Raw genomic sequence first — 26,368 nt, forward strand, 5'->3', positions numbered from 1 at the left:
GCAAGCAATCCCCTTTCAAGAAGCCGTCAGGAGAGAACATGCTGGGTATCGGAACTGTCGCGAAAAAGATCTTTGGCACGCCCAATGATCGCAAGGTCAAGTCGGTCAAACCGCTGATCGACAAGATCAACGCGCTGGAGCCGGAGTTCGAGAAACTCTCCGATGCCGAGATAAAAGAGCGCACCGAAGGCCTGGCCAAGCGGGCCATGGGCGGTGAAAGCCTGGATGCGCTCCTGCCCGAGGCCTTTGCTAACTGCCGCGAGGCGGCGCGCCGCGCCCTTGGCCTGCGGGCTTTCGATGTTCAGCTGATGGGCGGCATCTTCCTGCACCAGGGCAATATCGCCGAGATGAAGACAGGCGAGGGCAAGACCCTTGTCGCCACCTTCCCGGCCTATCTGAACGCGCTGACCGGCAAGGGCGTGCATATCGTTACCGTGAACGATTACCTGGTGCGCCGGGATGCCGAATGGATGGGCAAGGTCTTTGCCACGCTGGGCCTGACCTGCGGCGCCGTCTATCCCCAGCAGCCCGAGGAAGAGAAGAAGGCGGCCTATGCCGCCGACGTGACCTATGCCACCAACAACGAGCTGGGCTTCGACTATCTGCGCGACAACATGAAATCCGAACTGTCGGACATGTACCAGCGCCATCACAATTTCGCGATTGTCGACGAGGTGGACAGTATCCTGATCGACGAGGCGCGCACGCCGCTGATCATTTCCGGCCCCTCGCAGGACCGCAGCGATCTTTACCGCACCATCGACGCGGTGATTCCGCTGATCAACGACAGCCACTTCAAACTGGACGAAAAGACCCGCAACGTCACCTATACCGACGAGGGCAACGAATTCCTGGAACAACACCTGGCCGGTGCGGGCATCCTGCCCGAGGGCCAGACGCTGTACGATCCGGAATCCACCACCATCGTTCACCACGTCAACCAGGGCCTGCGGGCGCACAAGCTGTTCACCCGCGACAAGGATTACATCGTCCGCGACGGCGAGGTCGTGCTGATCGACGAATTCACCGGCCGCATGATGGCCGGCCGGCGTCTGTCGGATGGTCTGCACCAGGCCATCGAGGCCAAGGAAGACGTGAACATCCAGCCCGAGAACGTCACCCTGGCCAGCGTGACCTTCCAGAACTATTTCCGCCTCTATGACAAGCTGTCGGGCATGACCGGCACCGCCGCCACCGAGGCCGAGGAATTTGCCGAGATCTACAAGCTGGGCGTTGTCGAGATGCCCACCAACCGGCCCATCGCCCGGGTCGACGATCACGATGCCGTCTATCGCACTGCCCGCGAGAAATACGAGGCCATCGTCGAGAACATCAAGAAATCGAAGGAAAAGGGGCAGCCGGTCCTGGTTGGCACCACCTCGATCGAGAAGTCGGAATTCCTGTCGAACCTGCTGACCGAGGCGGAGATCGAACACAACGTGCTGAACGCGCGCCAGCACGAGAAAGAGGCGCAGATCGTCGCCGACGCGGGCAAGTTCGGCGCCGTCACCATCGCCACCAACATGGCCGGACGCGGCACCGACATTCAGCTTGGCGGCAATGTCGACATGAAGGTGATGCAGGCGCTCGAGGCCGATCCCGAAGCTGACCCCGAGGAGGTGCGCAAGCGCATCGAGGCCGAGGTGGCCGACGACAAGGCGAGGGTGAAAGAGGCCGGCGGCTTGTTCGTCCTGGCCACCGAGCGCCACGAATCCCGCCGGATCGACAACCAGTTGCGCGGCCGCTCGGGCCGTCAGGGCGATCCGGGGCGGTCCAGTTTCTTCCTGTCGCTGGAAGACGACCTGATGCGCATTTTCGGCTCGGAACGTCTGGAAAACGTGCTCAGCAAGCTGGGGATGAAGGAAGGCGAGGCCATCGTTCACCCCTGGGTCAACAAATCGCTGGAAAAGGCCCAGGCCAAGGTCGAAGGGCGCAACTTCGACATCCGCAAGCAGTTGCTGAAGTTCGATGACGTGATGAACGACCAGCGCAAGGTGATCTTCGGCCAGCGCCGCGAGATCATGGAAGCCAAGGACCTGCACGAGATCACCGAGGACATGCGCCACCAGGTGATCGAAGACCTGGTCGATGCCTATATCCCCCCCAAAAGCTATGCCGACCAGTGGAACGGTGAAGGGCTTTATGTCGCCGTGATGGAGCAGCTTGGCCTCGATCTGCCGATCATCGCCTGGGTGGATGAGGACGGCGTGGACAACGAGGTGTTCCGCGAACGCATCATCAAGGCCAGCGACGAATTCATGGCGGGCAAGGCGGCCCAGTTCGGCCCCGACAACATGCGCCAGATCGAAAAGCAGCTGTTGCTGCAAACCATCGACGGCAAGTGGCGCGAACACCTGCTGACGCTGGAACACCTGCGCTCGGTCGTCGGCTTCCGTGGCTATGCGCAGCGCGATCCGCTGAACGAATACAAGACCGAGGCCTTCCAGCTGTTCGAAAGCATGCTCGATTCCCTGCGCGAGGACGTGACCAAGAAGCTGTCGCAGATCCGCCCGCTGTCGGAAGAGGAACAGCAGGCGATGCTGGCCCAGATGCGCGCCCAGCAGCAGGCGCTGGCCGGTGAGACCAACCCCGAGGTGGAAGCCCCGAAAGAGAACGCGGGAACCGGCTTCGTCGAGGAAGATCCCTCAACCTGGGGCAACCCGGGCCGCAACGATCCCTGCCCCTGCGGATCGGGCAAGAAGTTCAAGCATTGCCACGGCGAAATCCGCTAGACGGCACGCAATAACCTTCGGGCCGCCCCAGAAGCGGCCCGATTGAAGGGCACGCCTGCTTTCGTCACCGCAAGCAGGAGAAGCACCATGGCGAAAGCGTTGAAAACCATCGTGACCAAGGGCGTTACCGGCCTGTTTGCGGCTGCGGCGGTTGTCATTGGCGCCACCCATCTTCTGGGCAACGACAGGGCCGGCGCCTTTCAGGCGACCGAGCCGGGGACGATCGACCTCGCCAGCGCCCGGATCGAAGACCTGCCGCGCCCCGCCGAAACGGCCCCGATCCCGGCCGAGGCCCTATTGCCCGGCAAACCGGCACCGTCGATGCCCAAGAGGCCGGTTGCCGTTGCGCCCCCCGCCGCCGATTGCACCCCGGCCCTGTCCGCCACGCTGCTGGGCGGCGCAACCGTGCGCCTGACCCTCGCGGCACCCTGTGATGCAGGGGCGCGGGTCGAGATGCGGCACGAGGGGCTGATCTTCGATGTGGTGACGGATGTGAACGGGGGCGTCAGCGTCGATGTGCCCGCCCTGGCCCGGATTGCCGGTTTCGAGGCCACCGTGGCGGGCGAAACGCTCAAGACCATCGCGGCGCTGCCGGATTTCGACAGCTACGCCCGCGTCGCGCTCCAGTGGGCCGGGGAAAGCGGGCTTCAGATCCACGCGCTGGAATTCGGGGCCGGTCACGGGGATGAGGGCCACGTCTGGCAAGACGCGCCCGGTTCGTCCCTGCGGGCGGTGCGTGCGCGCGGCGGGTTCCTGGCCCGGCTGGGCGATGACAGCCTGCGTGATGGCCGGATGGCTGAAATCTATGTCTTTCCCGCCGCGCTGATGCAACGTGACGGCACGGTGCGGCTGAGCGTCGAGGCGCGCGTCAACGCCTTCAGTTGCGGCAAATCGGTCGAGGGGCAGGTGATGCAACCGGGTGACGATGGCCGGTTGCAAACCACGCTGCTGACACTGGAAATCCCCGATTGCGACGCGGTGGGCGATATTCTGGTGTTGAAAAACCTGCTGCGAGACATGAAGATCGCCAGCAACTGACGCCAAGGATTGCAGGCCCCTGATGATGATGCGCTGCGCGGCGGGAATCGCCGCGCTTCTTCTTTGCTCGGCCAGCCTCGCCAGGGCCGACGACGTGACGCTGACCGCGCGCGACGGCTCGGTTGAGGTTTCGGGCAACCTCTTGGGGTATGATGGCGAATTCTACCGGGTCGATACCGACTACGGCACCCTGACCCTCGATGGTTCGGGGGTGATCTGTGCCGGGCCGGGCTGCCCCGACCTGACGGCCTATGTCGCGGAATTCACACTGTCGGGCGCGCCGGCCATGGGGGCCGTCCTTATCCCGTCGCTGCTGGAATCCTTCGCGGCGCGCAACGGGTTCTCGGTGCGGCGGGTGATGAACAGCGACGACAGGTTCCTTTACGAGCTGAGCGAGCGCAGCACCGGCGCCCCCGCCGCGCGCATCACCTTCAACCTGAACAGCTCGGACGAAGGCTTCGCCGATCTGATCGCGGACGAGGCCGATATCGCCCTGTCGCTGCGCGAAGTTTCGGCACAGGAAGCGGCCTTGGCCCGCACGGGCGATCTGGGCGACCTGACGGCGCCGGGCCGGTCGCGGATCGTGGCGCTTGACGCGCTTGTGCCGTTGGTGTCGGTCTCGAACCCGATTAGCCGCATCGACATGGCCGATCTGGCGGCCGTTTTCGCGGGTGAAATCACCACCTGGGCCGCGCTTGGCGGCGATGACGAGCCGATCGAGCTTCACCTGCGGGCCGAGGATGCCGGGGTGACCCAGGCCTTCGAATCCCGTGTGCTGGCGGAATACGGCAAGACGCTGATGGAGGGGATCACGCGCCATTCCACCAACGCCGAACTGGCCGATGCCGTCGCCGCGAACCCCTTTGCTCTGGGCATGGGAAGCTTTTCCGAACCGGGCAATGCCGCGGCCCTGACCGTGACAGGGCCCTGCAGTTTCGCGACCGAGGCCAGCGTCACCTCGATCAAGACCGAGGATTACCCCCTGACGGCGCCGCTTTTCGCCTATCTTCCGGCCCGGCGCCTGCCCCGGGTCGCGCGGGAATTCCTGCGCTATGTCGCCTCTCCGGCGGCGCAGCCCGTGATCCGGCGTGCCGGCTTCGTCGACCAGTTCCCGGCGGCGATCCCGTTCCGCAACCAGGGCGCGCGCTTTGCCAATGCCATCGACCGCGCCGGAAGCGAGATCGACCTTGAAGAGTTGCAGCGCCTGGTGCGCAGTCTGGCCGGCCACAGCCGCCTTACGGTGACGTTCCGGTTTGAACGTGGCTCGACCTCGCTGGATGCGCAATCGCGCTCCAACGTCGCCCTGCTGGCCGAGGCGCTGGAGCGTGGCGTCTTCGATGACAGAACGCTGGTCTTTGTCGGCTTTTCCGATGGCGATGGCCCGGCGTCGATCAACCGGCGGATTTCGCGCACCCGTGCGGGTGCGGTGCGCGATGCCGTGCGGGCTGCGGCGCGCACGGTCGATCCCGGCCGCCTGACCCTGAACACCGAGGCCTTCGGCGAGGCGATGCCGATGGCCTGCGACGAGGTGCCCTGGGGCCGGCAGGTCAACCGGCGCGTCGAGGTCTGGCTGAAGTGACGGCCTAGAGATAACCGGCGCTGCGAAAGCTGAGCTCGGTCGATTTTCCGATGATCAGGTGGTCGTGCAGCACCAGACCAAGCGCCTGGCAGGCTTCGTTGATACGGGCGGTCATGGAAATGTCGCTGTCGCTGGGTGTCGGATCGCCAGAGGGGTGGTTGTGCACCAGGATCAGCGCCGAGGCGTTCAGCGCCAGGGCCCTCTTGACCACTTCGCGCGGATAGACCGGCACATGATCAACGGTGCCCTTGGCCTGTTCCTCATCTGCGATCACCACGTTCTTGCGGTCCAGGAACAGGATGCGGAACTGTTCCGTGTCGCGGTGCGCCATGGTGGTGTGGCAGTAATCGAGAACGGCATCCCAACTGCTGACCACATGGCGTTGCAGCACCCTTGCACGGGCGATGCGGTGCGCCGTGGCCTCGACGATCTTCAGGTCCTGCATCACGGCCTCGCCCACGCCCTCAACCTCCATCAGTTGCGCGGGGCTGGCCGCCATGACGCGCCCGAGATCGCCGAACCGGTCCATCAGGCGCCGGGCAAGCGGTTTGACATCCTGGCGCGGGATCGAACGGAACAGCAGCAGTTCCAGCATTTCGTAGTCGGGCACGGCATCGGCGCCCCCTTCCATGAAGCGCGAGCGCAGGCGCTTGCGATGATCCTTGATGTAGGAGGGCAGCCGCGGCCCGCTCACCGGCGTGGCCCCGGTGAACAGGGGCAGGGGCGCTTCCGCGAAGGAGGAGGGACGACGTGTCATGCCGCCAGCATGGGCAAGAGAGGTAAACCGGTGGTTAACGCCATCGCTCCCAGGCCGATGCCCCGATGCCCGAAATGACAAAAGCCTCCGGCGGGGATATTTACCCGACCAAAGATGAGGGCGACCCTTTCATCTTTGGTCTTCAAATATCCCCGCCGGAGGCTCCGGCCTTTCGGGTGGCGCCGCAGCTCAGTTCTTCATGCCATCCCAGAAGGTCTTGACCTTCTTGAAGAATCCCGATGTCTCGGGATTGTTGTCTTCGGACAGCTTGTCAAACTCGCGCAGAAGTTCCTTCTGGCGCGACGTCAGGTTCACCGGCGTTTCGACGGCCAGTTCGATATACATGTCGCCATGTCCGCCACCCCGCAGCATGGGCATCCCCTTGCCGCGCAGGCGCATCTGCTTGCCCGACTGGCTGCCGGCGGGCACCTTCACCCGGCTGCGGCCGCCGTCGATGTTGGGAACCTCGATATCGCCCCCAAGCGCGGCGGCGACGATCGACACCGGAACATGGCAGAACAGGTGCTGGTTCTCGCGCTGGAACAGCGGGTGATCGGCCACCTCGATGAAGATATAGAGATCGCCCGCAGGACCGCCGCGCAATCCGGCCTCGCCCTCACCGGACAGCCGGATGCGGGTGCCGGTTTCCACACCTGCCGGGATGTTCACCGACAGCGACCGGTCCTTCTGGACCCGGCCCTGGCCGCCGCAATCGTGGCAGGGGTTCTTGATGGTCTGGCCCGCGCCCGAACAGGTGGGGCAGGTGCGTTCGACCGTGAAGAAGCCCTGCTGGGCGCGCACCTTGCCCATGCCCGCACAGGTCGGGCAGACGCTGGGTTCCGAGCCGCCTTCGGCACCGGTGCCGCTACAGGTCGAGCAGGCAAGGGCCGTCGGCACGTTGATCGTCTTTTGCAGGCCGTTGAAGGCGTCTTCCAGCGAGATGCGCAGGTTGTAGCGCAGGTCGGAGCCGCGGGTGGCCCTCTGGCCGCCACGGCCGCCGCCGCGCCCGCCCATCATGTCGCCGAACAGGTCGTCGAAGACATCGCTGAAGGCGCTGGCAAAATCGCCCTGACCGCCCGCACCGAAGCCGCCGCCCTGCCCGCCGCGCGGTGCATGGCCGCCTTCGAAGGCCGCGTGACCATAGCGGTCATAGGCGGCTTTCTTCTCGGGGTCCTTCAGAACGTCGTAGGCTTCGTTCGCTTCCTTGAACTGTGCTTCGGCGTTGGGGTTGTCGGAGTTGCGGTCGGGGTGCAGTTCCTTGGCCTTCTGGCGAAAGCCCTTCTTGATCTCGTCCGCCGTGGCGCCCTTCTTGACGCCCAGTGTTTCGTAATAATCGCGCTTTGCCATCAGGTCTCATCCTTTTGGAACGCAAGGACCGGCCCAGTGTTGCCGGGCCGGTCCAATGTCATTCCTAGCTGCACTCAGGAGCTGCGCTTGTCGTCGCCCAGATCTTCGAAATCGGCATCGACAATGTCGTCATCCACGCTGCTGGGGCCATCCGAACCGTCGTCTTCGGTCTCCTGCCCGGCTTTCGCCTGCTCGGCCTTGTAGATGGCCTCGCCCAGCTTCATCGCAGCTTCGGTTACGTTCTGGATGCCGCCCTTGATCTTGCCGGCATCTTCGGTTTCCAGCTGTTCGTTCAGGTTGGCAATGGCCAGTTCGATCGCTTCGATCGTGGTCGGGTCAACCTTGTCCTTGTGCTCTTCCATCGCCTTCTCGGTCGAATGGATCAGCGACTCGGCCTGGTTTTTCGCCTCGACAAGTTCGCGGCGGCCCTTGTCGGCCTCGGCGTTGTCTTCGGCATCCTTGACCATTTTCTCGATGTCGTCGTCCGACAGACCGCCCGACGCCTGGATCGTGATCTTCTGTTCCTTGCCGGTGCCCTTGTCCTTGGCGCCCACCGACACGATGCCGTTGGCGTCGATGTCGAAGGTCACTTCGATCTGGGGCATGCCGCGGGGTGCGGGCGGAATGTCCTCAAGGTTGAACTGGCCGAGGATCTTGTTGTCGGCGGCCATTTCCCGTTCACCCTGGAACACCCGGATCGTCACGGCATTCTGGTTGTCTTCCGCGGTCGAGAAGATCTGCGACTTCTTGGTCGGGATCGTGGTGTTGCGGTCGATCAGGCGGGTGAACACGCCACCCAGCGTCTCGATGCCAAGGCTGAGCGGGGTCACGTCGAGAAGGACCACGTCCTTCACGTCACCCTGAAGCACACCGGCCTGAATGGCGGCGCCCAGTGCCACGACCTCGTCGGGGTTCACGCCCTTGTGGGGCTCTTTCCCGAAGAACTTGGTCACTTCCTCGAACACCTTGGGCATCCGGGTCATGCCGCCGACCATCACGACCTCGTCGATGTCGCCCACCGACAGGCCCGCATCCTTCAGCGCGGCCTGGCACGGCTTGATCGACGACTTGATCAGGTCACCCACCAGCGATTCCAGCTTGGCACGGGTCAGCTTCATGACCATGTGCAGCGGCTGGCCGCCTTTCGGGTCCATGCTGATGAAGGGCTGGTTGATTTCGGTCTGGCTCGAGCTCGAGAGTTCGATCTTGGCCTTTTCCGCAGCTTCCTTCAGGCGCTGAAGCGCCATCTTGTCCTGGGTCAGGTCGACGCCGTTGTCCTTCTTGAACTGCTCGGCAAGGTAGTTGACGATCCGCATGTCGAAGTCTTCACCACCCAGGAAGGTATCCCCGTTGGTGGATTTCACTTCGAACAGCCCGTCGTCGATTTCCAGGATGGTCACGTCGAACGTGCCGCCACCCAGGTCATAGACGGCGATGGTCTTCGTCTCTTTCTTGTCCAGGCCATAGGCCAGGGCGGCTGCCGTCGGCTCGTTGATGATGCGCAGCACTTCAAGGCCGGCAATCTTGCCTGCGTCCTTGGTGGCCTGACGCTGGGCGTCGTTGAAATAGGCCGGAACGGTGATGACGGCCTGGGTCACTTCCTCGCCCAGGTAGCTTTCGGCGGTTTCCTTCATCTTCTGCAGGATGAAAGCCGAGATCTGCGAGGGCGAATACTTCTCGCCGCGCACTTCGACCCATGCGTCGCCGTTGCCGCCGCTGATAAGCTTGTAGGGCAGGTTTTTCTTGTCCTTGGCAAGATCGGCGTCGTCGAAACGGCGGCCGATCAGGCGCTTGACCGCAAAGATGGTGTTTTCCGCGTTGGTCACGGCCTGGCGCTTGGCGGCCTGGCCTGCCAGGCGCTCGTCGTCCGTGAAGGCAACGATGGAGGGTGTGGTGCGTGCGCCCTCGGCGTTTTCGATGACGCGGGGTTGGCTGCCGTCCATGATGGCGACACAGCTGTTGGTGGTTCCAAGGTCGATTCCGATGACTTTGGCCATGCTCAAGTCCTCTCTAAGGCGATGTTTTGCCGGGCAACCCGCGGTGCGGCATTCCCCGGCGATCCCAAGTATTCTGCCGGAGTTAGGCCCCGGCCAGCCTGTTGATTGATGCCGGGAACAAAGCCCCCAGCAGGGCGTCTGGGCGTATATAGGGGCCGTATTTGGGGGCTGCAAGCCGCGGAAGGTGTGGAATCTCGCGGAAAATGCGAGTCTTCTGATGTGGTTGGCGAAGGGGGTTCGATGGCACAGGGCGGGGCGATGCGGGTGAAGGGCTTTGATATTCACCGACAGTGGCTGGACCGTCCGGCGCAAGAGGCGGTGCTGGCCGATCTGCGCGGCGTGATCCGGGCCGCGCCGCTGATGCACCCGGTCACGGCGGCGGGGCGCAGGATGTCGGTCAGGATGACATCGGCGGGGAGGGTCGGCTGGATCTCGGACAGGGCCGGCTATCGCTATGCGGCGCGCCACCCCGCGGGGCAGGTCTGGCCCGCGATCCCCGACAGCATCCTGTCGATCTGGCGGGCGCTGGGGCCGGCGCGCCTGCCCGATTGCTGCCTGGTCAATTTCTATGGCGAGGGTGCGCGCATGGGCCTGCATCAGGATCGCGACGAGGGCACCTTCGATCATCCGGTGATCTCACTGTCACTGGGGGATGACGGATTGTTCCGCATGGGCAACCCCACACGCGGCGGAAAGACCGAAAGCCTCTGGCTTAATTCGGGCGATGTGGTGGTGATGGGGGGCGATGCGCGGCTGGCCCATCATGGGGTCGACCGGATCAGGTTCGGATCATCCAGCCTTCTGCCCAGGGGCGGGCGGGTGAACGTGACCCTTCGGGTGGTCGATGACGTGCAGGAACGGCGATAGGAATTGCGGGATCACCCGATTGCCGGGTGGCCCCGCAATTCCATCGGCGGCGGGATCAGAAAATCAGATCGAGCAGCCCGTGATCTTCGTCTTCATCGTCGCAGTCCTCGGGGCCGTCATCCTCGGACAGGACGTCCAGGGACAGGAAGGCGATAAGGTCATCCGCGCCGCCTCCGATATCGGCGGTGGCAATCACTTCGCTGACCAGACCGTCTTCGCCAAGGGTGGCATCGGCAATGGCATCGACATCGATTCCGTCCTCGCCCAGAACCTCGACCCCGGCCTGGGCGTCGATATCGATTCCGTTCTCACCGATGGTGACGGCGGGAAAGGCGTCGACATCCAGGATTTCCTGATCGCCCAGCCGCACATCGGCGAAGACATCGGCGTGCAATCCGTCTTCGTCGATATCGGCATCGGCGATGGCCTTGGCGTGAAGCCCGTCGTCGCCGCCCACATCGGCGTTGGTGATCGCGAAGGTGTCGAGGCCTTCGTCGTCAAGGTCGGCGCTGGCGAATGAAACTGAATCGACGCCTTCGTCTCCGCCCAGATGCGCCGTGCCATAGACATTCGTGTCGAGCGATTCATCGTCCAGCGTTGCGTCGGTCACGGAATAGCTGTTGATGCCGCCATCGCTGTCGGAGCCGATATCCCCGATAAGCTTGGTATCCAGAGCGTCATTTGCGCCGTCGCTGATGGTTTGCAATTCGGCAATAGGATCGCTGGTGACCTTGCCGAAATCCAGCGCCTTCAATTTCAAGAACCTGAACATCACTCACTCCCATGTTGCTATTGAGTGATTGTAGTCACGAATTCTTGTAAAATTCAGTTGCAACCTGAGGGAGAACACTCTGTCCCCGTTTCGGGGAAAGTTAACCATTTCGTAATGAATTGATAAAAATGGAAAAACCTGAATTTGATCGTTTTTTGCATATCGAGGCCAATCGCGGCCCGTACCGGAATTGAAAACAATTGATCCGGTCGAGGTTGAATTGTTCCCGAAACCGGAAAATCAGCGCCTCGCGCTCCAGCTGATCGAGGCGTGTTTTCGGGTATAGAACTCGCCCATCAACCCCACCATCAGCAGGGCAATCGAAACATAGAGCGGATATTCCACCGACGAATTGTGGGGCGAATAATTGATGAAGGCATATCCGCGCGCCTGATCGATGGTGTGGAACAGCGGATTCCAGTCGAAGAACGCCAGCATGGTCGAGGGCAGGTTATTGGCCACGAACATCTTGCCCGACGCGATCATGTTGGCCCGGGTATAGATCATCGACAGGATGTTCACGAAACTGGGCGCCCAGGGCTTCATCGCCAGGAAGATCAGGCCGATCGCCACCCCCGAAAACCACGACAGGATGACCATGCCCAAGGCGCCGATCGGGTCCCAGATATGCACCGGCCCCCATATGACATGATAGAAATACATCACGATCCCCATCGACAGAAGCTGGATGTAAAGCGCCCCCAGCGCCGCCGAGGCAATCGAGATTGCCGTGGTCATGGGGGCGTGTTTCATCATCGCCGATGCCGGGCCTTCCGACCCCAGGATCGCCGTCACCGTGCGGGTATGCACCATGTATAGAAAGATGCCCGACATGATGTAGACCAGGAAATCGCCCCGGATCGCACTGCCCCGCATTCCCAGAACCGAGAACAGCAGGAAGAACGCGGCGACGAAGATCACCGTCTGCAGGATGTTCATCAGGATCGACATCAGCGCGTTCGAGTGGGTCTTGCGGATGCTGCGGACGGTGTTGTGGTAGATCAGTTCAAGGATGTTGGCGGCCGATCCAAGGCGCGTCTCGCGTGTCTGGCGCTGGAACATTCGATCACCTGTCTGCGTTGCCGATCGGTGCCGGGCATGGCACCTGTCGCATGATATTCTTGTCGTTTGGTTGACGACCCACCATAAGGCCACAAGCCCATTCAAACAACTGCACCAGAAATCTGGCGACACTTTGACGAACCGAAGGATTGAAGCGATGGATCACGATACCCTCACACGCGTGATGCGCCGACTGGCGCTTGAGGCCGGCGACAGGATCATGGAGATCTATGGTGCCGACGATTTCGAGGTGAAGTCGAAATCCGACAACAGCCCCGTCACCGAAGCCGACGAAGCCGCAGACGAAATCATCTCGGCCGGGCTGCGCGAGGCCTTCCCCGATGTCGCTCTGGTGACCGAGGAACAGGCCGCCTCCCATGATGTGCAGGCCAGCACCTTCCTGATCGTCGATCCGCTGGACGGCACCAAGGAATTCGTGCAGCGGCGCGGCGATTTCACGGTCAACATCGCCTATGTGGTCGATGGTCTGCCGGTGCGCGGTGTCGTCTATGCGCCCGCCAAGGGGCGGTTGTTCTACACCACTGCAACCGGCACCTCGGTTGAGGAAACCGGCAGTTTCGACAAGGAAACCCCTGGTGAAACCACGCCGATCAAGGTGTCCGAACCCGACAACAACGCTCTGCTTGTCGTCGCCTCGAAATCGCACCGCGACCAGGCGACCGACGATTACATCGGGAAATATTCGGTGCAGGACATGAAAAGTGCCGGATCGTCGCTGAAGTTCTGCCTGGTCGCCACGGGCGAGGCCGACATCTATCCGCGTCTTGGCCGCACGATGGAGTGGGACACCGCCGCCGGCCATGCGGTTCTGAACGGCGCAGGCGGGCGCGTTGTGCGCTTCGACGACCATTCACCGCTGATCTATGGCAAATCCGGCTATGCCAACCCCTTCTTCATCGCCTATTCGCCCGACGTGGCGTTGAAGCCCGCCTGAGGCACAGGAGACATGGCCGGCTTTCAGGATGCCAAGGCCCTTGTTCGCGCCCACCACGCGGCGTTGGCAGGGGCCGCGCCCGACACGGTGGCCGACATCCTGGCCGAACGCACCGGTGCCGGTTGGCACTGGCGCGGGGTGCATCCGTTCAACGAACAGCATGGCGCCCAAGCCGTGGCCGAGAGTTTCTGGGCGCCCTTCCTGACCGCCATGTCGCGGGTGCAGCGGCGCGAGGATATCTTCTTTGCCGGTGACAATGAACAGGACGGCGGGCCGCGCGCCACCTGGGTCGTGTCGATGGGCCATCTCATGGCGCTGTTCGACCGGCCCTTCGTGGGCATCCCGCCCACCCGCAAGATCGCGATGCTGCGCTACGCCGAATTCAACCGCGTCGAGGGCGGCAAGATCGTCGAAACCGCCTTTTTCTGCGATCTGATCCACCTGATGCACCAGGCGGGCCTGCGCCCCCTGCCACCCCAGACTGCCGCGCACCTGGTTCAGCCCGGCCCGCTGACCCACGACGGGCTTCTGCGCGATGATGCCGACCCGGCAGAGGGGGCCGAAACGCTGGCGCTGATCGAACGGATGATCCACCGGATCGGGGCGGCGGGGCGTGTCGTCGATCCGCGTGGTGAACTGCCGCAGGATTGGCACGACGACATGATCTGGTGGGGCCCAGACGGGATCGGGGCGACCTATACCATCGACCGCTATGCCGAACAGCACCAGGCGCCGTTCCGCAATCACAACAAGGACCGCACCTTCAACGGGCATATCGCCCGCCTGGCCGAGGGGAGCTATGGCGGATTTTTCGGCTGGCCCAACCTGTCGCTGACGCCGCTGGGGGGCTACATGGGCCTGCCTGCGGGGCCGCGGGCGGACATGCGGGTGGTCGATATCTACCGGCGCGACGGCGACAAGCTGGCCGAGAACTGGGTCTTCATCGACATGCTGCACTTTCTCAGGATGCAGGGCCTTGATCTGCTGGAACGTCAGAAGGCGCTGGTTCCCCCCGCGCCCGGCGCGATGCTCGGATGAAGGCCGCGATGAAGATCGCCGTCAGGATCAGGATCACCGTGGGTGCCGGCGCGCTGTCGAGGTAGAAGCTGAGATAGACGCCGCCCATTCCCGCCAGAAGCGTGACACCAAGGGCGATGGGCAGCATCCATTCGAACCGCCGCGTCAGCAGGAAGGCGATGGCCCCCGGCGCGATCAGCAGGCCGATCGACAGGATGATCCCGACCGCCGAAAGCGTGGCGACGATGGTAAGCGAGATCATCGCCAGCAAGCCATAGTGCAGCCACCGCGTGCGCAGCCCCACCGCCTGGGCCTGGATCGGATCGAAGGCGTGTAGCAGGAAATCGCGCCGCTTGGCGACGATCAGCCCGCCGACCAGCGCAGCGATCACACCCGCCGTCCACAGATCACCCGCCGAGACGCCCAGCATGTTGCCGAACAGGATGTGATCCAGGTGAACATCGGTCGAAATCTTGGTGTAAAGCACGATCCCGAAGCCGAACATCCCCGAAAAGACGATGCCCATCACGGTGTCCTGTTTCACCCGGCTGTTGTCGCTGAGGAACCCGGTGGAGAGCGCGCAGAACATCCCCGCACAGAAGGCCCCCACGATCAGCGGAATGCCTAGGATATAGGCGGCCACCACGCCGGGCAGCACCGCGTGGCTGATGGCGTCGCCCATCAGCGACCAGCCCTTCAGCACCATGAAACAGGACAGAAGGCTGGTGGGTACCGCCAGGATGGCCATGATCAGGAAGGCCTTGTTCATAAAGGCAAACTGGAACGGCTGGATCAGGGTGTCGATCATTGCGGCTCCAGTGCTGCGGCGGCCTTGCGGCGGGCGGCAAGGTAGCCGTGTTTGGGCGCCAGGAAAAAGGCCACCAGGAAGATCGCGGTCTGAAAGGTGACGATCAGCCCGCCGGTCGCACCGTCGAGGAAGAAGCTCAGGTAGGCGCCGACGAAACTGGTCACCGCGCCGATGGCGACGCTGAGCATCAGAAGCCGCGGAAACCGGTCGGTCAGCAGATAGGCGGTGGCGCCCGGCGTCACCACCATGGCGATGACCAGAAAGGCGCCCACGGTTTGCAACGCCGCAACGCAGGAGGCCGACAGCAGGGTGAAGAACACCACCTTCAGCACATCGGGCCGCAACCCGATGGAGCGGGCATGGCTTTCGTCAAAGAACGTCACCATCAGGTCTTTCCACTTGGCCAGAAGGATCGCCAGCGTGATGAAACCGATCAGCGCCAATTGCAGGGTGTCTTCGGGGGTAATGGCAAGGATGTTGCCCATGGTGATGGTCTGGATGCTGACCGACACCGGCGAAAGCGACACCATGAACAGACCCAGCCCGAAAAACGAGGTGAAGATCAGCCCGATGATCGTGTCTTCCTTCAGCCCCGACCGCTGGCTGAGGAACAGCATCGTTCCCGCCGCCAGCCCGCCGGCAAAGAAGGCCCCCAGGGCAAAGGGCAGGCCCAGCATATAGGCCCCCGCCACCCCCGGCACGATGGAATGGGAAAGCGCGTCACCGATCAGCGACCAGCCCTTCAGCATCAGATAGGCCGACAGGAAGGCGCAGACCCCCCCGACAAGGGCGCTGACCCACATGGCATTGAACATGTAGCCATAGGAAAAGGGCAGAAGCAGCGTTTCGATCATTGCTCGGTTGCCTTTTCATCGCCGTAGACGACGAAGGGGCGCTCATCATCGCTGATGACCCGGACCGAGCGGGTATCGTCATCGTCGTGCAGATCGGCCCCGCCCAGGACGAAGTGGCGCAGGACGCCGCCGAAGGCTTCTTCCAGGTTGGCATGGGTAAAGGTGGTTTCGGTGGGGCCATGGGCCAGAACCGTCTGTTTCACCAGGATCGTGCGGTCACAGAACTCGGGGACCGAGCCAAGGTTGTGGGTGCTGACCAGCATCACCCGCCCTTCGTCGCGCATGTCGCGCAGCAGTTGCACGATGGCCTCTTCGGTCTGCACATCGACACCGGTAAAGGGTTCATCCAGCAGGATCACCTTGCCATCCTGTGCCAGGGCGCGGGCCAGGAACACACGCTTGCGCTGCCCGCCCGAAAGCTCTCCGATCTGGCGGTGGCGGAATTCGCTCATGTTGACCCGGGCCAGGGCCGATGACACGGCGTCGCGGTCGGCCTGCGCGGGGCGGCGGAAAAAACCCATGTGGCCATAGCGGCCCATCATCACCACGTCTTCCACCAGCACGGGAAACGACCAGTCCACTTCCTCGGCCTGGGGAACATAGGCCACGATGTTGCGGCGCAGGGCCTCTTTCACCGGCATGCCCAGAACCGTGATGTCGCCCTTGGCGACCGGCACGAACCCCATGATCGCCTTGAACAGGGTCGATTTGCCGGCCCCGTTCACCCCCACCAGCGCGGTGATCGTGCCGGTGGGTATCGCGAAACTCGCGTCGCGCAGGGCGGTGTGGCCATTGCGATAGGTGACTGTCACATCGCGCGCGGTGATGCCCTGGGCGTCGGTCATTCGGTCAGACCCGTCACGATGGTTTCGGCGGTGACGCGCAGCATGTCGATATAGGTGGGCACCGGGCCGTCCGCCTCGGTCAGGCTGTCGACGTAGAGAACGCCGCCATAATTGGCCCCTGTTTCGCGGGCCACCTGTTTCGCCGGGGCCTGGGACACCGTGCTTTCGCAGAAGACGGCGGGAATGTCGTTGTCGCGCACCGCGTCGATGACCTTGCGCACCTGCTGCGGCGTGCCCTGGCTGTCGGCGTTGATCGGCCAGAGGTACAGTTCCTTCAGCCCGAAATCGCGCGCCAGATAGCTGAAGGCGCCCTCGCAGGACACAAGCCAGCGCTGCTGTTCGGGCACGTTCTGCACCTCGGCCTTCAGGGGCGCGATGGCGTCGGTGATCTGCTGTTTGTAGCGTTCGGCGTTGGCGCGATAGGTTTCGGCATTGTCCGGGTCATGCCGGGCAAAGGCATCGCGGATGTTGTCGACATAGATCAGCGCACTGTCCAGGCTCATCCAGGCATGGGGGTTGGGTTTGCCGTCATATTCGCCTTCGGTGATGCTCATCGGGTCGATGCCGTCGCTCAGCGTGGCGCTGGGAATGTCCGAAAGGTTGGCGAAGAACTGTTCGAACCACAGCTCGAGGTTCAGCCCGTTCCACAGGATCAGATCGGCATCCTGGGCGCGGATGATGTCGCGCGGGGTGGGTTGATAGCCGTGAATTTCGGCCCCCGGCTTGGTGATGCTTTCCACCGTTGCCGCGTCGCCCGCCACGTTGCGGGCCATGTCGGCGATCACGGTGAAGGTGGTCACGGCCTTGAAGGGCTCGGCATGGGCCGCCGGTGCGATGGCAAGCAGGCTGGCGGTCAGCAGCGCCGAAAGGGTCACGCGCGGTCCCATGTGATTCTCCTGATGATGTGGTTCGGGTTGAGAGATGCTTATGAGAACTATTCGCGATTGTAAATGGAATTGATAACCATTCGCAAAGATAGTAGGAAGATGCGAACCGGAGACTGCCATGACCCTTGCCGCCGACAAGACCGCCAAGATGACAACCGCCCTGCGCAAGGCCGGGGTCCGCGTGACGCGCCAGCGAATCGCGCTTCTGTCGGTGCTGGTCGAAGCCGACGATCACCCCCATGCCGAAGAACTGCACAGCCGCGCCAAGCAGATCGAACCGGCGGTGTCACTGGCCACGGTCTATCGCACGCTCTCGGTGCTCGAGGCCGAGGGGGTGGTGCATCGCCACAGTTTCGAAGGCGGCGGCGCCCGGTTCGAAACCGCGACCGAGGCGCATCACGATCACATCGTCGATCTGGACAGCGGCGAGGTGATCGAATTCAACTCGGACAAGATCGAGCGGCTTCAGGACGAGATCGCGGCCGAGCTTGGCTATGATGTCGTGCACCACCGAATGGAGCTTTACTGCCGAAAGCGCAAGGATCGGGCATGAAATTGCCGTTATCCACAGGGAACGGCCATTGCATGTCGTTCCCGATTGCGATGTGAGTGCCGTTAAACCAACAAAGGTACCTATACCCGTGTTTGCCAAGTTTCTTGCCATTTGCCTTGTCGCCCTCGTTTCGCTGGCGGCGCCGATCCATGCCCAGTCGGGCGAAGAACCCGCCGGCCAGACGCCAAGCCAGACCCTGATCGACATTCTGCAGGACGACACCGCCCGTGCCGAACTGATCGAACAGCTGAAAGCCGCCGCTCCCCAAGCCGAAGCCCCCCCCGCCGAAGAGACGAAAACCGTCGCCCAGCAGGTGGTGAGCGAGGTCAGCGCCGTGATCTCGGGGGCGCGCGACGTGGTGGAACGCACGCTGTCGGAAATCGCCCGCGTCGTGGAACTGGTCGGGCAGGTGCATGTCGCGGAATTCTCGCTGCAACCCGAGGCGGTGACCCTGCTTCTGGTGATCGCGGCCGTTGTCGCCGTCAGCGTTCTTGGCAAGCTGGCGCTGGACCGAGTGATCCGCCGCAATCGTATCAACGCCCTGACGCCGCTGCGTCGCCGGGTGTTCCTTATCGTCCTTTACGCCGTCCTTCGGCTGCTGACCCTTGCCCTGTCCTGGGGCGCCGGTTACGCGACCACGCTCTTGCGTCAGACGGGAGGAAGCGGGCCCTCGACGACCGAAGCGATCTTCCTGACGACCGTGCTTGTCTTCGGGCTGTGCCGGATCGCGCTGCGGGTCATCGTGACGCCGGATGCCGAACATGAACCTTCCCTGTCCAACCTGGCGCCCCGCGCGCAGGAATCGGTCTATCGCGGGCTGCGCGGTTTCATTGCCGCCCTGACCTTCAGCTTCATGTTCGCGCTGCCGCTGGTGCGCGAATGGATCGGCTTTGCCACGGTACGCCCGGTGCGCACGCTGCTGGCCACGATCCTGCTGGTGATGGCCATCCTGATGCTGCGCCGGATCGTCAAGGTGCTGGACATCGCCCATGCCGCGCAAGAGACCGATCAGGAAGGCACCGGCGCGATGCTGTCGCGCGGGGTTCAGGCCACCTGGCGGGCCATCTGGCCGCCGCTGGCCACGATCTATGTCATCTATTGCTGGCTGATCGCGGTGACGCGCCCGCGCGAAATGTCGGACCTGGTGCTGGGTGGCACGCTCTATTCCATCGGTGCGCTTGTGCTGGCGCTGATCGCGCTCTGGCTGATCCGCATCGCCTCGACCCTGCATATCGACCTGCCGGGCGCCATCGACCGCGCCATGCCCGACCTTGCCGCGCGGGTCAGCAGCGTGGCGCGGATGCTTTGCGGAATCGTGGCCGCCATGGCGATCGTGGCTGCGCTGGTCGTGGGCATCGCGGCCTGGGGGCTGATCGACGCCGTCACATGGATGAACGATCCCGATGTCCAGCAGGTCTTCTGGCGGATCGTGTCGGCGGCGCTTCTGGCTGTCGTGCTGGCCCTGGTCTGGGCGCTCATCGCCTCATTCGTCGATCAACGCCTGCGCGGTGCCACCCTGATCGAGAACAACCGCGCCCGCACCCTGCTGGGGTTGTTCCGCAACGCCTTTACCATCCTGGTGCTGGTGCTTGGGTCCATGGTCGTGCTGTCGCAGCTGGGCATCGACATTGCGCCGCTTCTGGCCGGTGCCGGTGTCATCGGCCTGGCCATCGGTTTCGGCGCCCAGAAACTGGTGCAGGACATCATCACGGGCGTGTTCATCCAGCTTGAGAACGCCATCAACGAAGGCGATGTCGTCAGTGTCGCGGGAATATCGGGTGGGGTCGAAAAGCTCTCGATCCGCTCGGTCCGGCTGCGTGCCATCGACGGATCGGTGCATATCGTGCCCTTCTCATCCGTCGATACGGTGACGAACCTGACCCGCGATTTCAGCTTCCACGTGGCCGAGGTGGGCGTCGCCTACAAGGAAAAGGTCCCCGAGGTCATCGCGGCGATGCAGGCGGCGTTCGACACCCTGCGCGAGGGCCCGGCGGGTGCCGACATCCTCGACGATTTCGAGATGCACGGCGTGACGGCTCTGGGCGACAGCAGCGTCGTCGTGCGGGCCCGGATCAAGACGAAACCGGGCAAGCAGTGGGGCCTGGGGCGCCAGTATACCGCCCTGGTCAAGGAAGAATTCGACGCCCGCGGCATCGAGATTCCCTTTCCCCATCGCCAGCTGATGCTGCCGCCCGAACTGATCAAGAGCCTGTCGCAAAAACCGGGCGACGATGCCAAGGTGATCGACAACGACAGCAGCAACGACAGCGATCGCGACGGCAACAGCGCTCAGGACTGATCCTGGCGCCAGGTGCGCAGAACATCGCCTGGCGCGGGGGTGGCCTCGTAAACCCCCCGCGCCAGGGCCCGCGCCACGCAATGGGCCGCGGCCGCGCCGATCTGGGCCAGCACGTCCTCGCCCACCGCCCGTTCTCCCGTGGACAGGGCAAAGACGATGTCGCCATCGTGGGGCGTGTGGGCCGGCACCACCGCGCGGGCAATTCCGTCATGGGCCGCAACCGCCAGCCGGTGACACTGCGCCTTGTCCAGCGTGGCATCGGTGGCGACGATACAGGGGGTGGTGTTGGCCCCCGCCGCGATCCCGGCGGCCATGGCCTGCATCTTCAGGCTGACCGGCGCAAAGCACAGCCCGCCGCGCGGGTCCGGCCCCTTGCCACCGAATTCGCCCTCCATCTCGAAGGGGGCCGCCCAGAAGTGGCCCGCCGGCGTGGTGGCGCTGCCCACCGGGTTCGCCACCACCAGCGCCGCCACCGTCACCCCGCACTCCAGCACGAAAGAGGCCGACCCCAGCCCGCCCTTCTGCATCGCGCAGACAGCCCCGGTGCCCGCGCCCACACTGCCCAGTGCGAAATCGTCCTGCGCCCCTTCCAGCGCCGCGCGGCCCAGGGCGCGATAGGGGTTCTCGCTCCAGGTCTTGTCGCCGCCGTTCAGCAGGTCGAACAGGATCGCCCCCGGCACGATCGGCACCAGCGCCGAGGCCAGCCGGAACCCCCGGCCCATCGCCGCCAACCCGTCGGCGACACCCGAACAGGCATCAAGGCCAAAGGCCGATCCGCCCGAAATCACCAGCGCATCCACCGCCTGCACGGTCTTGTCCGGTGCCAGAAGGTCGGTCTCGCGGGTTCCGGGTGCGCCGCCCATCACATGGCACGACGCCACGAAAGGGGCATCGCCGGTCACGACCGTGGCCCCCGATTTCAGCGCAGCGTCCTGGGCGTGCCCCACGCGAAGCCCCGCCACATCCGTCAGTGAATTCCGCTTTCCGGTTTTCATCTCAGCCTCATCTTTGGTCCGCAAATATCCCGGGGGGAATCGCTGCAGGCGATGGGGGGCTGGCCCCCCATGCTCCGGTCAGATACAGCGCCCGCCATCCACTTCCATCGCCACCCCGGTGATCATCGATGCCTCCTCGCTGCACAGGAAACAGGCCGCGTTTCCCATGTCCTGGGGTGTCGAAAAGCGGCCCAGGGGGATCGTTGCCAGGAACTTCGCCCGGACCTCGGGCGTATCCTCGCCCATGAAGGATTTCAGCAGCGGCGTTTCGCCCGCCACCGGGTTCAGCGCGTTCACCCGTACACCGAAGGGGGCCAGTTCCACCGCCATCGCCTTGGTGGCGGTGATCATCCAGCCCTTGCTGGCATTGTACCAGTTCAATCTTGGCCGCGGCGAAACCCCGGCGGTCGAGGCGATGTTCAGGATCGCGCCGCTGCCCTGCGCCTTCATCCCGGGCACCAGGGCACGCGCGGTCAGATAGACGGATTTGGCGTTGACCCGCAGCACCCGGTCGAATTCCTCTTCGCTGATGTCCTCCATCAGGCCCGGCAGGTGGGTGATGCCCGCGTTGTTGACCAGGATATCGACCGCCCCAAGGGCCGAAAGCGCGGCACTTGCCATGGCGTTCACGCTTTCACCGTCGCCCACATCGACGGTGCAGGCAATGCCGCCGATCTCGTCGGCCATGGCACGGGCGGCTTCGGCGTTGATGTCGGCGCAGACCACCTGCGCGCCCTCGGCGGCGAACCTGCGCGCGATTCCGGCCCCGAACCCCGATCCGGCGCCGGTGACGATGGCGCCCTTTCCTTCCAGTTTCATGCTGTTTTTCCCTGTTTCAGATCCGGCAACACCGGCGCGGCGGCGATCAGTTTACGGGTATAGGCGTGGCGCGGCGCGGTGAAGACCGCTTCGGTTTCGCCCTCCTCGACGATCCGGCCCGCCTTCATCACCAGCACCCGGTCGGTGACGGAGCGCACCACCGACAGGTCGTGGCTGATGAACAGATAGGCCAGCCGGTGACTGCGGCAGAGATCGGCCAGAAGGTCCAGAACCTGCGCGCGCACGGAAACATCCAGCGCCGAGACCGCTTCGTCGAACACGATCAGATCGGGTTTCAGGATCAGCGCGCGGGCGATGGCGATCCGCTGCCTTTGCCCACCCGAAAACTGGTGGATGTACTTGCCCGCGTCCTCGGGCGCCATGCCCACGGCGACAAGCGCTTCGGCAATGGCCTGGGTGCGGGCGGCGCCTTCGGGGGGGCGGGGCAGAAGGTGGAAGGGTTCGGTGATCAGGCGCGACACCCGGTGGCGGGGGTTGAAGCTGCTGTAGGGATCCTGGAACACCACCTGCAGGCCGCTGCGCAGGGCCGGGGGCAGGGTGGCGATGTCATGGCCGAAGGCGGCGATGCTGCCGCCCTGCAGGGGCTCCAGCCCCAGGATGGCTCGGGCCAGGGTGGATTTGCCGCAACCCGATTCACCCACCAGCCCGATCCGTTCACCTGCGTTGACGGTCAGGCTCACGCCATCGACGGCGCGGTGAAATTCCCGCCGCGCGAAAAGCCCCCGGCGCGGGCCGGGATAGTCGCGCACCGCGTCTTTGACCGTCAGGATCGGATCGTCGGCGCGTTCGGGGGGCGGCATGTCGGGGCGGTGGGTAGAGGCGGCGAAAAGCGCCCGGGTGTAGGGGTGCTGCATCTGCGTCAGCAGGTCGGCGGTGGGCGCCTGTTCCATGACCGCGCCGTCCTGCATCACCACGATCCGGTCGGCCATGTCGGCCACCACGGCCAGGTCGTGGGTGATCATCATCAGGCCCATCCCGAAATCATCCACCAGCCCCCTCAGCAGGTCGAGGATCTGGGCCTGCGTCGTCACATCCAGCGCCGTCGTGGGTTCATCGGCGATCAGAAGCCGGGGGCGCAGGGCGATGGCCATGGCGATGACAACCCGCTGGCGCTGTCCCCCCGAAAGTTCGTGCGGGTAGCGCGACAGCGGAAAGCGGTCTTCGGGCAGGCCGACCCGGTTCAGCATGTCGCGGGCGCGGCGTGTCGCCTCGCTGCGGCTGGCCTTGGTGTGGATGCGGATGGTTTCGGCCACTTGGGCGCCGATGGTCTGCACCGGGTTCAGGGCGGTCATCGGTTCCTGGAACACCATGCCCACGGTATCGCCGCGCAGGGCGCAGAGCCCGCTTTCGGGGGTTTGCAGGATGTCGGTGCCATCCAGCATCAATTGCCCGGTGGTGGTGGCGCCCTGGGGCAGAAGGCCCATGGTGGCCAGCGCGGTCATGGATTTTCCCGATCCGGATTCACCGGTCAGCGCCACGATCTGCCCCGCTTCCAGATCGAAGCTGATGTCGCGCAGGATGGGCTTGTCGTGGATGCGCACCCCAAGGTTTCGGACCGACAGCAGCGTCATGTGCGCAGGATCCGCAGGCGCGGGTCAAGCCAGTCGCGCAGCCCGTCGCCCATCAGGTTCAACCCCAGCACCGTGAGGATGATCGCCATGCCGGGAAACAGCGCAAGGTGGGGCGCGATGCTGACCAGGGTCTGCGCATCGGCCAGCATCCGGCCCCAGCTGGGGATCGGCGGCTGCGCCCCCAGCCCGACATAGGACAGCCCCGCCTCGGCCAGGATGCCCAGCGAAAACTGGATGGTGCCCTGCACGATCATCAGGTTGGCGATGTTGGGCAGGATATGTTCAAGGGATATCCGCGCGCGCGACTTTCCGGCGACGCGGGCCGCAAGGACGAAATCGCGGCTCCACAGCCCAAGGGCGGCGCCCCGGGTCAGGCGGGCAAAGACGGGGATGTTGAACACCCCGATGGCGATGATCGCGTTCACCGCCCCGGCCCCGAAGACGGCGGTGATCAGGATCGCGATGACAAGCGAGGGAAAGGCAAAGACCAGGTCGTTGCCGCGCATGATCACCTCGTCCAGCCAACCGCCCCGCAGCGCCGCCGCGCCCAGCCCCAGCGGAATGCCCAGCCCCATCCCGATGCCCACCGCCAGAAGCGCCACGGCAATCGAGGTGCGCGCGCCCACCATGATCATCGACAGGATGTCGCGCCCGAAATGATCGGTCCCGAACCAGTGCTGCGCGCTGGGCGGTTGCAGCTTGGCGGGAATGTCCAGCTGTTCGATGTTGTAGGGCGTGAAGACGAAGGAAACGAAAGCGGCCAGGACAAAGACCGAGGTCAGCGCGATGCCAAGCGTCAGATTGCGGCTCATGTCCGGGCCCTCAGCCGCGGATCGACGGCGGCATAGGCCAGGTCGACGATGAAGTTCACGGTGATCACGGCAAAGACCAGCAGCATGACCACGCTTTCCACCACGATCAGGTCACGCGCGCTGATGCTTTGAAAGACAAGCCGCCCCAGCCCGGGCAGGAAGAAGACCTGTTCGATGATGATCGCCCCGGCCAGCAGGAACGAGAATTGCAGGCCGATGATCGTCAGCACCGGGATCAGGGCGTTGCGCAGGGCGTGGCGCCAGAGGGTCTGGCGCCGGGTCAGCCCCTTGGCCCGGGCGGTGCGGATGAAATCCTCGCCCAGCATGTCCAGCAGGGATGAGCGCATGACCCGCGCCAGGATGGCCGCCTGGGGCAGGGCCAGCGCCACGGCGGGCAGGGTCAGCGCCTTCATTCCGGTCCAAAGCCCCTTGTCCCAGCCGGGAAAGCCCCCGGCGGAAAACCAGCGCAGGTTGATGGCAAAGATCAGGACCGAGATCATGGCAAACCAGAAGTTAGGGATCGCCACCCCCAGCTGCGTGGCCGCCATCACCGCCGTATCCCCTGCCCCGCCCCTGCGCGAGGCGGCATAGATGCCGGCGGGAAAGGCGATCAGGGTCGAGAGGGTGAGGGCATAGAAGGCAAGGGGCAGCGACACCCACATCCGCTCGGCGATCATGTCGCGCACGGGGCTGCGATAGGCATATGAGGTTCCGAAATCGCCCCGCGCCATGCCGGTTATCCAGTTGATATAGCGTTCGAATTTCGACACATCCAGCCCCAGTTCGCTGCGCAGGGCGGCCACGGTATCGGGGCGGGCATTGACGCCCAGCATGAAGGACGCCGGATCGCCCGGGGCCACCTCGATCACCAGGAAGATCACCACGCTGGCCACGATCAGCGAGATCGCAAGCGACAGGGCGCGTTTCAGGGCATACCGCAACATGGCCCGACGTTAGGGGCGGAATCCGGGGCGGTCCAGCGGGTTATGCGGATCGCTGTTGGTCACCCTGTCTTAACCTTCTCGATCATAACCTGAGATCGAAAGGAGGCCGCCATGGGCCGTGCGCGAACCCGTTCAGGCGAGATTCTTGTGGCCGGGTACCATCTGGCCCGCTGTTCGCTCATCTCTCCGGGACGCGAAAGCAGGCCGCCAGCGGCCCGGTGCGTGCAGTTGGGCCGAAGCAGCGGTGCTTTTGCCGGCTTCGCGTGGGGCGGTCACTGCCACCAGGCGCGGCCCATGTGACGGCGCAGCCAACCCCCCAGGCTGAAGTGATCGCGCGGGATCAGCAGGATCAGCGCGGCAAAGGCGGCCAGCACGGCAAGGTCGATCACCTGGTTGCGGTTGATCGGAAACCCCTTGTCGTTCAACGCGAAAGGATCGAAAAACCCCTCCCACCGGCGGGTGACGGTGTAAAGATGCATCAGTGCCAGCCCGAAATATGACAGAAGACGAAACAGCCCCAGCGCGGCAAGGACACAAAGCGCGATCTGCACGCCTCCGATGATCTGGACCTGAAGCGTCGACACGTCGACCTTGTCGAAATGGCTGGCCAGCTGTTGATACTGGCCCGGCGTGATGAACTTGTGCGCCGCCCAGAGAAAGATGAACCAGGCAAGGCCCAGCCGCAGGATCAGCAGGGCCAGCGCATCGCGCTTGTCGGCGGGTGTCAGGTGTTCGTTCCGGGCAATCATGACAGACTCTTGGCGTGATGAAAAACAACTCGCGCTGTCCTAGCGGGCGGGACGGGGGAAGGAAAGGCCAGCGGCCGCCTTGCCCGCG

The 26,368-nt window shown here is 64.1% G+C and carries 23 protein-coding genes; 8 read left to right on the forward strand and 15 right to left on the reverse strand.

The features are described 5' to 3' along the window. The first annotated feature begins 38 nt into the window (after nt 1–38). The 3 genes from secA (at nt 39) to H7828_RS05820 (ending at nt 5,349) form a co-directional block, all read left to right on the forward strand. The gene (gene secA, locus H7828_RS05810) at nt 39–2,732 is read left to right on the forward strand and encodes a preprotein translocase subunit SecA (protein WP_226780061.1); all 2,694 of its coding nucleotides are present in this window, start codon (nt 39–41) and stop codon (nt 2,730–2,732) included. 87 nt (nt 2,733–2,819) lie between these two features. Beyond that, nucleotides 2,820–3,770: a translocase gene (locus H7828_RS05815; RefSeq protein ID WP_226780062.1), complete on the forward strand. Its 951-nt coding sequence runs from the start codon at nt 2,820–2,822 to the stop codon at nt 3,768–3,770. A 22-nt stretch (nt 3,771–3,792) separates the two neighbouring features. Further along, the gene (locus H7828_RS05820) at nt 3,793–5,349 is read left to right on the forward strand and encodes a substrate-binding domain-containing protein (protein ID WP_226780063.1); all 1,557 of its coding nucleotides are present in this window, start codon (nt 3,793–3,795) and stop codon (nt 5,347–5,349) included. Nucleotides 5,350–5,353: 4 nt separating this feature from the next. Here the strand turns inward: H7828_RS05820 and radC are convergent, their stop codons facing one another. The 3 genes from radC to dnaK all read right to left on the reverse strand — a co-directional run bounded on the left by radC (nt 5,354) and on the right by dnaK (nt 9,450). Further along, entirely contained in the window at nt 5,354–6,106 is a 753-nt protein-coding gene (radC, locus tag H7828_RS05825) for a RadC family protein (protein WP_226780064.1), read from the reverse strand. Between the two features lie 189 nt (nt 6,107–6,295). Next, a complete protein-coding gene (dnaJ, locus tag H7828_RS05830) occupies nt 6,296–7,453 on the reverse strand; it encodes a molecular chaperone DnaJ (RefSeq protein WP_226780065.1) in 1,158 nt (385 codons plus the stop codon). Nucleotides 7,454–7,527: 74 nt separating this feature from the next. Then, entirely contained in the window at nt 7,528–9,450 is a 1,923-nt protein-coding gene (dnaK, locus tag H7828_RS05835; RefSeq protein ID WP_226780066.1) for a molecular chaperone DnaK, read from the reverse strand. A gap of 240 nt (nt 9,451–9,690) precedes the next feature. Between dnaK and H7828_RS05840 the strand changes: the two genes are divergently transcribed. Next, nucleotides 9,691–10,317: an alpha-ketoglutarate-dependent dioxygenase AlkB family protein gene (locus tag H7828_RS05840; RefSeq protein ID WP_226780067.1), complete on the forward strand. Its 627-nt coding sequence runs from the start codon at nt 9,691–9,693 to the stop codon at nt 10,315–10,317. A gap of 55 nt (nt 10,318–10,372) precedes the next feature. On the opposite strand, the gene H7828_RS05845 is transcribed toward H7828_RS05840, so the two are convergent. Further along, nucleotides 10,373–11,089: a hypothetical protein gene (locus H7828_RS05845; RefSeq protein ID WP_226780068.1), complete on the reverse strand. Its 717-nt coding sequence runs from the start codon at nt 11,087–11,089 to the stop codon at nt 10,373–10,375. A 240-nt stretch (nt 11,090–11,329) separates the two neighbouring features. Continuing rightward, the gene (locus H7828_RS05850) at nt 11,330–12,151 is read right to left on the reverse strand and encodes an ABC transporter permease (protein ID WP_226780069.1); all 822 of its coding nucleotides are present in this window, start codon (nt 12,149–12,151) and stop codon (nt 11,330–11,332) included. A 157-nt stretch (nt 12,152–12,308) separates the two neighbouring features. Between H7828_RS05850 and cysQ the strand changes: the two genes are divergently transcribed. Beyond that, nucleotides 12,309–13,106 (forward strand): 3'(2'),5'-bisphosphate nucleotidase CysQ, encoded by a 798-nt coding sequence (cysQ, locus tag H7828_RS05855; RefSeq protein ID WP_226780070.1) that lies wholly within the window; start codon nt 12,309–12,311, stop codon nt 13,104–13,106. A 12-nt stretch (nt 13,107–13,118) separates the two neighbouring features. After that, the gene (locus tag H7828_RS05860) at nt 13,119–14,144 is read left to right on the forward strand and encodes an ester cyclase (protein ID WP_226780071.1); all 1,026 of its coding nucleotides are present in this window, start codon (nt 13,119–13,121) and stop codon (nt 14,142–14,144) included. Here the strand turns inward: H7828_RS05860 and H7828_RS05865 are convergent. From H7828_RS05865 to H7828_RS05880, 4 genes are read right to left on the reverse strand one after another with little or no spacing between them, the layout of a single operon-like run. Further along, entirely contained in the window at nt 14,068–14,931 is an 864-nt protein-coding gene (locus H7828_RS05865) for a metal ABC transporter permease (RefSeq protein ID WP_226780072.1), read from the reverse strand. The two genes, H7828_RS05860 and H7828_RS05865, sit on opposite strands and share 77 nt — an antisense overlap. Further along, a complete protein-coding gene (locus H7828_RS05870; RefSeq protein ID WP_226780073.1) occupies nt 14,928–15,785 on the reverse strand; it encodes a metal ABC transporter permease in 858 nt (285 codons plus the stop codon). The genes H7828_RS05865 and H7828_RS05870 overlap by 4 nt, the downstream gene beginning before the upstream one ends. After that, complete coding sequence (locus H7828_RS05875) at nt 15,782–16,630, reverse strand: manganese/iron ABC transporter ATP-binding protein (RefSeq protein WP_226780074.1); 849 nt, start codon at nt 16,628–16,630, stop codon at nt 15,782–15,784. Before H7828_RS05875 ends, H7828_RS05870 begins: the two co-directional genes overlap by 4 nt. Continuing rightward, on the reverse strand, nt 16,627–17,517 hold the full coding sequence (locus H7828_RS05880; protein ID WP_226780075.1) for a metal ABC transporter substrate-binding protein: 891 nt from the start codon (nt 17,515–17,517) through the stop codon (nt 16,627–16,629). Before H7828_RS05880 ends, H7828_RS05875 begins: the two co-directional genes overlap by 4 nt. Before the next feature lie 118 nt (nt 17,518–17,635). On the opposite strand from H7828_RS05880, the gene H7828_RS05885 reads away from it, so the two are divergent. Next, nucleotides 17,636–18,070, forward strand: a complete 435-nt coding sequence (locus tag H7828_RS05885) for a Fur family transcriptional regulator (protein WP_226780076.1) — start codon at nt 17,636–17,638, stop codon at nt 18,068–18,070. Between the two features lie 88 nt (nt 18,071–18,158). Further along, entirely contained in the window at nt 18,159–20,369 is a 2,211-nt protein-coding gene (locus H7828_RS22930) for a mechanosensitive ion channel domain-containing protein (protein ID WP_226780077.1), read from the forward strand. Here the strand turns inward: H7828_RS22930 and H7828_RS05895 are convergent. The 6 genes from H7828_RS05895 to H7828_RS05920 all read right to left on the reverse strand — a co-directional run bounded on the left by H7828_RS05895 (nt 20,360) and on the right by H7828_RS05920 (nt 26,280). Further along, complete coding sequence (locus tag H7828_RS05895) at nt 20,360–21,364, reverse strand: P1 family peptidase (protein WP_226780078.1); 1,005 nt, start codon at nt 21,362–21,364, stop codon at nt 20,360–20,362. The two genes, H7828_RS22930 and H7828_RS05895, sit on opposite strands and share 10 nt — an antisense overlap. A gap of 78 nt (nt 21,365–21,442) precedes the next feature. Beyond that, the gene (locus H7828_RS05900; RefSeq protein WP_226780079.1) at nt 21,443–22,183 is read right to left on the reverse strand and encodes a glucose 1-dehydrogenase; all 741 of its coding nucleotides are present in this window, start codon (nt 22,181–22,183) and stop codon (nt 21,443–21,445) included. Further along, entirely contained in the window at nt 22,180–23,775 is a 1,596-nt protein-coding gene (locus tag H7828_RS05905) for an ABC transporter ATP-binding protein (protein WP_226780080.1), read from the reverse strand. The genes H7828_RS05900 and H7828_RS05905 overlap by 4 nt, the downstream gene beginning before the upstream one ends. Continuing rightward, complete coding sequence (locus H7828_RS05910; protein ID WP_226780081.1) at nt 23,772–24,587, reverse strand: ABC transporter permease; 816 nt, start codon at nt 24,585–24,587, stop codon at nt 23,772–23,774. Before H7828_RS05910 ends, H7828_RS05905 begins: the two co-directional genes overlap by 4 nt. Next, a complete protein-coding gene (locus H7828_RS05915; protein ID WP_226780082.1) occupies nt 24,584–25,531 on the reverse strand; it encodes an ABC transporter permease in 948 nt (315 codons plus the stop codon). Before H7828_RS05915 ends, H7828_RS05910 begins: the two co-directional genes overlap by 4 nt. A gap of 272 nt (nt 25,532–25,803) precedes the next feature. Continuing rightward, nucleotides 25,804–26,280 (reverse strand): hypothetical protein, encoded by a 477-nt coding sequence (locus H7828_RS05920; RefSeq protein ID WP_226780083.1) that lies wholly within the window; start codon nt 26,278–26,280, stop codon nt 25,804–25,806. Between the last annotated feature and the right edge of the window lie 88 nt (nt 26,281–26,368).

Origin of the sequence: Oceaniglobus trochenteri (assembly GCF_020529025.1) — a bacterium.
GTDB lineage: Bacteria > Pseudomonadota > Alphaproteobacteria > Rhodobacterales > Rhodobacteraceae > Oceaniglobus > Oceaniglobus trochenteri.